This is a genomic window from Microcoleus sp. LEGE 07076, from assembly GCF_015207455.1.
In the GTDB taxonomy this organism is placed as follows: Bacteria; Cyanobacteriota; Cyanobacteriia; order Cyanobacteriales; family Microcoleaceae; genus Microcoleus.
Genome location: NZ_JADEWV010000235.1, coordinates 1 through 8472 on the forward strand (window position 1 = coordinate 1; position 8472 = coordinate 8472).

At 47.7% G+C, this 8472-nt stretch carries 6 protein-coding genes and 1 pseudogene; 3 read left to right on the top strand and 4 right to left on the bottom strand.

Annotated features, from left to right (window positions below):
- Positions 1 to 2088 (top strand): ATP-dependent DNA helicase RecG (recG, locus tag IQ270_RS25670; RefSeq protein WP_193975995.1); only part of this gene is annotated, 2088 nt, incomplete at its 5' end.
- 63 nt (positions 2089 to 2151) lie between these two features.
- On the opposite strand, the pseudogene IQ270_RS25675 reads toward recG, so the two are convergent.
- From IQ270_RS25675 to IQ270_RS25690, 4 genes and pseudogenes are all read right to left on the bottom strand, one after another.
- A pseudogene (locus IQ270_RS25675) lies at positions 2152 to 2499 on the bottom strand (type II toxin-antitoxin system PemK/MazF family toxin).
- Positions 2500 to 2508: 9 nt separating this feature from the next.
- Entirely contained in the window at positions 2509 to 2904 is a 396-nt protein-coding gene (locus tag IQ270_RS31480) for a hypothetical protein (RefSeq protein WP_228056698.1), read from the bottom strand.
- Between the two features lie 185 nt (positions 2905 to 3089).
- The gene (locus IQ270_RS25685; RefSeq protein ID WP_193975996.1) at positions 3090 to 5300 is read right to left on the bottom strand and encodes a hypothetical protein; all 2211 of its coding nucleotides are present in this window, start codon (positions 5298 to 5300) and stop codon (positions 3090 to 3092) included.
- Positions 5293 to 7335, bottom strand: a complete 2043-nt coding sequence (locus tag IQ270_RS25690; RefSeq protein ID WP_193975997.1) for an ATP-binding protein — start codon at positions 7333 to 7335, stop codon at positions 5293 to 5295. Before IQ270_RS25690 ends, IQ270_RS25685 begins: the two co-directional genes overlap by 8 nt.
- Positions 7336 to 7916: 581 nt before the next feature.
- On the opposite strand from IQ270_RS25690, the gene IQ270_RS25695 reads away from it, so the two are divergent.
- Both IQ270_RS25695 and IQ270_RS25700 read left to right on the top strand, forming a co-directional pair.
- Positions 7917 to 8297, top strand: coding sequence for a photosystem I reaction center subunit IV (locus IQ270_RS25695; RefSeq protein ID WP_193975998.1), 381 nt, complete (start codon positions 7917 to 7919; stop codon positions 8295 to 8297).
- 2 nt (positions 8298 to 8299) lie between these two features.
- Positions 8300 to 8472, top strand: a 173-nt coding sequence (locus tag IQ270_RS25700; protein ID WP_339384331.1) for a DNA-formamidopyrimidine glycosylase family protein, incomplete at its 3' end; no start/stop codon positions are given.

Genomic DNA, 8472 nt, shown 5'->3' on the forward strand with positions numbered 1-8472 from the left:
CCCTTAACCCGCGTCACCGGCATCGGCCCCGCCAACGGCAACCGCTTGCTCAAACTCGGTTTAAACACTGTATACGACTTGCTTTACTACTATCCCCGCAACCACATCGACTATGCAAAGCAAGTACAAATTCGCGAGTTAGTAGCGGGGGAAACTGTCACTTTAATCGCACAAGTAAAGCGGTGCAATTGCTTTTCTAGCCCGAAGAATAAGAAATTAACAATATTAGAAGTAATCTTAAAAGACAGCACGGGAGAATTAAAAATTAGTCGCTTTTTTGCGGGGCCTCGCTACAGCAATCGCGGCTGGCAAGAATTCAAAAAGCGCGAGTATTGTACTGGTGCGCTGCTGGCTGCTTCGGGTTTGGTGAAGCAGGGTAAATATGGCATTACTTTAGAAAATCCTGAGTTGGAAGTATTAGACGATTCCGGAAGTGCGATCGAATCTATGAAAGTCGGCCGCCTGATACCTGTTTATCCGCTGACGGAAGGGGTAGATGCCGGTTCGGTGAGGCGATCGATTTTGGCTGCGATGCCGGCGGCGAAACTGTTGCCGGAATCGCTACCGGATGATTTGCGCGATCGTTACGGTTTAATGGGTTTAGCCGATGCCGTGACTAATATTCACTTTCCGCTCGATCGCGATTGCTTGTCCGCCGCGCGCCGCCGCTTAGTTTTTGACGAATTTTTCTACCTGCAATTAGGACTTTTGAAGCGCCGCCAAACTCAAAGAAAAGCTCAAGCTAGCGCAGTCATTCTTCCTGGCGGCAAATTGATCGAACATTTCTATGAAATCTTGCCTTTTGCGCTGACAAATGCTCAGGAAAGAGTAATTAACGACATCCTCAACGATTTAGCTTCGCCGCAACCGATGAACCGATTAGTACAAGGCGATGTCGGCGCGGGCAAAACTGTAGTCGCCGTAGTCGCAATGCTAGCAGCAATTCAATCGGGCTATCAAGCGGCTTTAATGGCACCGACAGAAGTTTTAGCAGAACAGCATTACCGCAAATTGGTAGGTTGGTTTAATTTGATGCACTTGTCTGTGGAACTGTTAACTGGTTCGACAAAAGTAGCAAAGCGCCGAGAAATTCACAGCCAGTTAGAAACCGGAGAATTGCCTGTTTTAGTGGGAACTCACGCGCTGATTCAAGATACAGTAAATTTCCACAAATTGGGTTTGGCGGTAATTGATGAACAGCACAGATTTGGGGTGCAGCAGCGGGCTAAATTGCAGCAAAAAGGCGAATCTCCGCACGTTTTGACGATGACGGCAACTCCCATTCCCCGGACGCTGGCGCTGACGGTGCACGGCGATTTAGACGTGAGTCAAATTGATGAACTTCCCCCCGGTCGTCAAGCGATTCAAACGACGGTTCTGTCGGCAAAAGAACGCAGCCAAGCTTACGATTTGATTCGCCGGGAAGTGGCGGGCGGCCGTCAAATTTATGTGGTGCTGCCTCTGGTGGAGGAGTCGGAAAAGTTGGATGTGCGATCGGCAATTGAAGAACAAGAAAAACTTCAAAACAGTGTATTTCCTGAGTTTAAGGTGGGTTTGCTCCACGGCAGGATGAGCAGTGCGGACAAAGACGAGGCAATTACTAAGTTTCGGGACAAAGAAACCGATATTTTAGTATCTACAACTGTGGTGGAAGTGGGAGTAGATGTGCCGAATGCTACGGTAATGCTGATTGAAAATTCCGAGCGTTTTGGACTGTCGCAATTGCACCAGTTGCGTGGTAGAGTCGGTCGGGGCAGCAACCGTTCTTATTGTTTGTTAATGCCCGGTTCCAAGACGGCGGAAGCTATGCAGAGAATGAAGGTTTTAGAACAATCTCAGGATGGTTTTTTTATTGCGGAAATGGATATGAGATTGCGGGGGCCGGGTCAGGTTTTGGGAACTCGGCAGTCGGGTTTGCCGGATTTTGCTTTGGCGAGTTTGGTGGAGGATCAGGAGGTTTTGGAGTTGGCGAGGGCGGCGGCTCAAATGGTAATTGAGAATGATGAAAGTTTGAATCAGTGGCCTGTGGTGCGGGATGAGTTGGAGAGGAGATATCAGCGGATGATGAGTGGCTCGATTTTGACTTAAGTTGAAACCCAAAAACCCCGGCGGTTGAAACCGCCGGGTTTCTAACGGCCGGGATTTCTCTTTTTAAGGCAAGTAACCCAAGGTAAATAATATGATATTTTCTAATTGTACCAGTATCTCTGGATTGACTTCACCAATTTTATTTCGCAATCTTGTTTTATCCAAAACTCGCAGTTGATGGCACAAAGCAACAGAATCTTGTGTTAATCATCCCTCACCGCCGGGAATCAAAACACAGGAAGGAAGAGATGCACGGCGCCGATTTGTGGTGAGAGGAATACTGATAACAGTAGTTGTGTATCTCGAAATTGTATCGTTTTGAAAAATAATTGTGGGACGCACGCCTGCTTGTTCGGAACCTTGTGTGGGATCGAGGTTGGCAATCCAGATTTCACCTCGTCTGATTGTCATGCCAAATCCTCATGTTTGAAGGAGTTCTGAATATTCGCTGATTCCGAGTTCCGCAAGTTGTCGGTCTTCTTCGGCAAATTCGCTGTAGAGTGCAGCTAAGTTAGTTTCATCGATCGCAGGAATAGTCACTAATCTGGCACGGAATTTCAGGAAGGCTATAAATTCAAATACTTGTTGGAGTTGTTCTCGATCGAACTTTTCTAATTCTTGTTGGATTAACTCTCTCATGACAGTCATTTTTGTTGTCAAGTTTTCTGTATTATAGCCCGATCGCCCATCAACCCAAAAATGCGATCGCACATCAACCCAAAAATGCGATCGCCCATCCACAAAAAACCCGATCGCGGGGCCCCAGAAACCGGGTTTTTTCCGAAATACTTCGCTACAACCCACAGATGCGGACAAAAACCCGGTTTCTTGGATCGGTGGGTGGCCCAGAAACCGGGTTTTTTCCGAAATACTTCGCTACAACCCACAGATTCGGGCAAAAACCCGGTTTCTTTGGTGGGAGGCGGGGCCCCAGAAACCGGGTTTTTACCGAAATACTTCGGTACAACCCACAGATTCGGGCAAAAACCCGGTTTCTTCGATTATCCCCCGCCGCTAACTCCCTCCAATCGCAGGAAATGCACCCGGCCCGATCGATCGCCCGCTACAACTGTCACTCCATCAGGGGCGATCGCACAGCAATGAAACTCATAATCTCCGACGAAACTAACAACCTCTTGGCCCCTGTGGATCTCCCAGACTTTTAGGGTACGATCACTTGAAGCCGAAATCGCTGTTTTGCCATCGGGTGCGATCGCTACTGCATTTACCAAGTGAGTATGACCCATCAGAGTTCTCAGTTCCCTGCCACTATAGATATCCCAGATTTTGAGGGTCTTATGCCATGAAGCCGAAATCGCTATTTTGCTGTCGGGTGCGATCGCTACTGCTGTTACATAGCTATTATGACCGACAAGAGTTCTGAGTAAAGTCTTGCTGTCCATGTCCCAGACTTTTAGGGCGCAATCCAATGAAGCTGAAACCGCTCTTTTGCCGTCTGGCGCGATCGCGACTGCTAATACCGAGTTAGTATGACCAGTAAGAGTTTTCAGTTCTTTGCCACTGTTTGTGTCCCAGATTTTGAGGGTGTCATCTCTTGAAGCTGAAATCAGTGTTTTACCGTTAGGTGTGATCGCGACTGCATTTACCGAGCTATTATGACCGATGAGAGTTTTCAGTTCTTTGCCACTGTGGATGTCCCAGATTTTAAGGGTGTTATCCCTTGAAGCGGAAATCATTGTTTTACCGTCGGGCGCGATTGCGACTGCTGATACTGAATCAGTATGCCCGGTTAAGATTCTTACTTCCCTACCATTTTCTGTATCCCAGATTTTGAGGGTATTATCTTTTGAAGCGGAAATTGCTATGAGGTCGTCCGGTGCAATCGCGACTGCTTTGACCGAGTTAGTATGACCGGTGAGGGTTATGAGAAAGTTACCACTGTGGATGTCCCAGATTTTGAGGGTGTTATCGTATGAAGCGGAAATCGCTGTTTTGCCGTCTGGTGCGATCGCGACAGTTGTTACTCCGTAAGTATGACCGGTCAGAGTTCCAACAAACTTGCCACTGTCGGTGTCCCAAACTTTTAGTGTGTTATCCCATGAAGCGGAAATCACTGTTTTACCGTCGGGTGTGATCGCGACTGCTGATACATAGCCAGTATGACCGGTGAGAGTTCTGAGAAACTTGCCACTTTCTGTGTCCCAGATTTTCAGGGTTTTATCCCTTGAAGCGGAAATCGCTGTTTTGCCGTCTGGTGCAATCGCGACTGCTTTGACCGGGTTAGTATGACCCATCAGAGTTCTCAGTTCCCTGCCACTGTGGATGTCCCAGATTTTGAGGGTGTTATCGTGTGAAGCGGAAATCGCTGTTTTGCCGTCTGGTGTGATCGCGACTGCATTTACCGAGCCATTATGAGCGATGAGAGTTCTTAGTGCCCTCCCACTGTGGATGCCCCAGATTTTGAGGGTTTTATCCTCTGAAGCCGAAATCACTGTTTTGCCGTCTGGTGTGATCGCGACTGCATTTACCGAGTCAGTATGACCGGCAAGTGTTCTAAGTTCCGTGCGGCTTTCTGTGTCCCAGATTTTCAGGGTGTGATCCCCTGAAGCGGAAATCGCGGTTTTTCCGTTTGGTGCGATTGCGACTGCTGTTACCGAGTTAGTATGACCGGTGAGGGTTCTAAGTTCCGTTCCACTTTCTGTGTCCCAGATTTTCACGGTCTCATCCCCTGAAGCGGAAATCGCGGTTTTACCGTCGGGTGTGATCGCCACTGCTGTTACTGAGCTAATATGACCGACAAGCGTCCGCAATGCCCCTTGATTTGCCCGCTCCAAATTCCCCCTCAAAGGCCGCAACCAAACACTATCTTTCGACTGCTTAGCCTGTTTCAGCATCGCCTGAATCTCAGGTATTTCAAAATCCAGCAACCTCCCCAACAAATGCCCAGCCAATTGTGTTTTATCCCTTTCCAAAACGTGTGCAGACTTCCGAATTGCCCCTTGAATCAACTTCAGCGTTTCCGTTTGCCCCTCCGACAACAAAACATCAGAAACCCTCGCCAAATCGTAATCCTCAATTAATGCTTGAACTCCCACCGCATCCAACTTCGCCTCAATAAAATCAAAATCCGTCAACAACTGATGCAGCCGTTCCCCTTGAACACTCTGGGCCAAATGCCCCGGCAGAGTTTCCAAAGCATAAAGCCGCTTTTTCGGCGACAGTTTCCCCAACCGTTCTTTAAACTTACTCATCGCCGTACAAATCCTCCCACAAATTATCAGAAATCGCTGTTTCAATATCCCGCAGCGAAACCCCAGCTTTCTGCACCACATCAATACGATGCAGAAATCTTTGGAAACTCGCGTGATAGATACTGTAATCGGGAGAAATATCACCGCTACGCCGCAGAAACTGTTCCCAATCATCCAGAACTTCCTGCACATCCAAAGCATCTTCCTCAGCAAAATCCGCCAAAATATCGCAACAAACCGGCTTGCGAGTTTTCGTCAACAAATAAATCACCTTCAACTTCCGGCGGCGCAATTCCTTATCTTTAACCGCCATTTCCATCCGCGCCCAATGCTTGTCATAATATCCTTCCAACTCCCTCGGCAAATCTTGCAAATTCACATCGCTGTACTTGCCGCTATCGATATCATTCAGCACGTAGCGCAGGTACATAAAATTATTCTGGCTTTTTTCCGCCACCGCCGCCACAAACAGTTCGCGCTGCAAATTTTGACGGTTAATCCAACTCTGAATAGATGCGCTATTCCCCGTGCGTTTGTCAATATAAACCTTGACATCCGCCAAACTTTCTGCACTGTACTGCATCAAATCAAAAACTTCATGATTTGGCAAAGGCAGAGTTTTCGGCTGCTTCGAGACAATAAAATAAACATTATCCGGCAAAGCATCTGGCAAATACAAAACATTGCTGCCGCGCCCCTGCAAATTCAAATCCACTTCATCCAGGGCATCGACGACAATAATCAACTTGTTCGATCCCAATTTAGCGCTGACTTCCCCCAACAATCGACTGAGAAAGTTGCCATCTCTCGTCGCATTTTCCGGCAGTTGCGGATAATTTAGTTGATAACGTCGAATTAACTGAGTGCAGGCATTTTCCAGAAATTGTTCGGCGCGGACAATGCCTTGAGATTGCGAGTTAAAATGGGCAACGCAGCGCCGTTTCAGCAGCAGCACTAACTTCGCCATAATTGAACTTTTGCCGACACCCGGATCTGCTTCTAAAACAAAATAGCCTTTGCGATTGTTCTGCAAAAATTCGGCAATTGCTGCAAACACAAATTGGCGGCCGGTAAAGTCTTGAGTCCTGTCTGCAATAATCGTTTCGCACTCGTAGGGAAGCGGCAATCTGGGCGTACCAGTATCAACAAATCGTTGCAGCAAGTTCTGAATCTGCGCCAAATCATCCCGAATACCAATTTCGATCGCCTCCAATTTCACCATCACTTGACAAATCTGCTGCTGCGTCGCCAAACTCTCCAATTTTTGCAGAATTTCCCCATTTTGCAGCCCCAAATCTCTCAATTCAGCCAAAGCAATTTGGTGCAGGTTCAACAGCAGCGCCGCAAATTTTTCGCCTCCCTTCGCCGCATCCAGTTTCAGCACTTCGCGGTAGGCTTTTGGGAATGTTGTATATAGCTTGTCCGCCACAAATGCGACGATTTCCGCATCGAAGGATTTGCCCTCGCGTCGGGCGAATTCCCCCAGGAAAGTTGCCCAATCTTGCGATGTCAATCCGGTAACGCGATCGAACTCTTCGACATCCGCAGAAAAAATCTTGGTTAGCTGGTCTTCGGAAATCTGTAAACCCCTTGACAAATCGGCTGTACTCGTGTTAATATCCAGCCAATATCTGGGAGTTTTTTCGGCTAATTCATCTAAAGCCTGTTTTGCATAAGGCAATTTTTTGGTTTCGGCGATCGCAATTAATTGATCCGACTTCGCAACCTCTCTCAAAATATAGCCGATCGCCTCACCAGCCGCCTTAATCAAATCATGATTGTCGAGAATATTCGGATTTTTGCTCAATCGATCCGTCATCCGATTTGCCAGTTCATCAGCCGCCATAGTCTCAGCGATACCACCAGCAATTGCAGCTAAGATAGAAACTCCCCCAATGGCGATCGTACTACCAGTTAAACCCGCTGCTAGAGTTGCCGGATTGGCGATCGCACTTGAAATAAGTTGTCCGACAGCCATCACCGCGCTGCATCCAATAACCCGAACTTTTGTATTAGCTAAATCAACTAACGACATAATTTAAATAGTTCTCATACTTTGCAATAGTTTAGCGCGGCGAGATAATTAAATACAAGGTTAATTTACCCGATTAACAAGGGAGACTTTGAATACTCTTGTCCCCCCCTTCTTAAGGGGGGCTAGGGGGGAGCTCCGGGTTTTCAACTGAAGACTGAAACTCTCTGTATCTCTCGTTTATATCGAAGTCTAGATCCCCCTAAATCCCCCTTAAGAAGGGGAGTAGGGGTTGACTTTGAGAATGCTTCCAGTCCACCCTTGTAGGGGCAGTGCCCCCGTCCCCGCCCTCTTGGTTTGGGGGAGCTCCGGGTTCTCTTCCCTCCACCACTCCACAAAATCCGATTTGTAAACTTTTTTATCAACCCGATCGCACAGTTGTCATTTGATAGATAATAAGAGGTTATTTATTTTTTTCCTCCCACAGTTCGCACCACAAAAAAGTTTACCTTTCTTTACAAACAACAGACAAAAAACAGCGTGTAAAACAAAAATTCCCTTGCAGACTTTCAATGCGGCGCGCGATCGACTAAAGTAAAAAAAATGGCTTTATCCGTTTATTTATCGCAAAGGAAACAAAGCTCATGGTTCAACGCGGTTCTACAGTCCGGATTCTTCGCAAAGAATCCTTCTGGTATCAAGAAGTGGGCACCGTTGCTACGGTAGACCAAAGCGGCATTAAATACCCAGTTATCGTTCGCTTTAACAACGTAAATTATGCAGGCGTCAACACCAACAACTTCGCCCAAAGCGAATTAGTGGAAGTAGCCGGCCCCAAAGCAAAAGCGAAAGCATCGACTCCAGCAGCTTCCGGCGGCAAGCAAACCACCGTAGACCCGAAAACCCGCAAAACCGGCAGCGGCGGTTCGGCCCAGCAGCCGAAAACCACGGCGGACAGCAAACCGGGCGCAGAAGTTCCAGGGACTGTCGAAGGTTCGCCCAATCAAGGAACAGAACAGCGCTAATTGTGCCGGAACTGCCAGAAGTAGAAACTATTTGCCGGGGTTTGAACCAACTTACCCTCGATCGAGAAATATTGGGCGGAGACGTGCTGTTAGAGAGCTCGATCGCCCGCTCAATCTCTGCAACCGATTTTTTGACAAAACTCAAAGGAAAGTCGATCGAGGGGTGGTACAGACG

What these genes read in the sequence shown, in the direction of transcription:
- IQ270_RS25685 (WP_193975996.1), bottom strand. Translation starts at nt 5,300, where the DNA reads ATGAGTAAGTTTAAAGAACGGTTGGGGAAACTGTCGCCGAAAAAGCGG.
- IQ270_RS25690 (WP_193975997.1), bottom strand. Translation starts at nt 7,335, where the DNA reads ATGTCGTTAGTTGATTTAGCTAATACAAAAGTTCGGGTTATTGGATGC.
- IQ270_RS25695 (WP_193975998.1), top strand. Translation starts at nt 7,917, where the DNA reads ATGGTTCAACGCGGTTCTACAGTCCGGATTCTTCGCAAAGAATCCTTC.